This is a genomic window from Lacinutrix chionoecetis (genome assembly GCF_053604665.1).
Window position 1 is genome coordinate 1 of sequence record NZ_JBSHNQ010000054.1, and the last position, 220, is coordinate 220.

Annotated in this window: 1 protein-coding gene; it reads left to right on the forward strand. The window is 40.5% G+C overall.

Going from position 1 to position 220, the window contains the following annotated elements:
- Positions 1-163, forward strand: a 163-nt coding sequence (locus ACVC43_RS01075) for a T9SS type B sorting domain-containing protein (RefSeq protein ID WP_452222726.1), incomplete at its 5' end; no start/stop codon positions are given.
- Positions 164-220: the final 57 nt, after the last annotated feature.

The window sequence follows — 220 nt, forward strand, 5'->3', positions numbered from 1 at the left end:
TGGAAAACTGTTAAAACAACTTAGCCCAACAGGCGCAGGATGGGATGGGACTTACAACGGTAACCCAATGCCAACAAGCGATTACTGGTTTACTGTAGAATACAGAGAACCAGGCACAGACCAAAAGAAATCGGTTCGTGCGCATTTTACGCTTAAACGCTAAAATAAAAAACAACTGTTTGTAAATAATAAAATGCCTGAACGAGAGTTCAGGCATTTT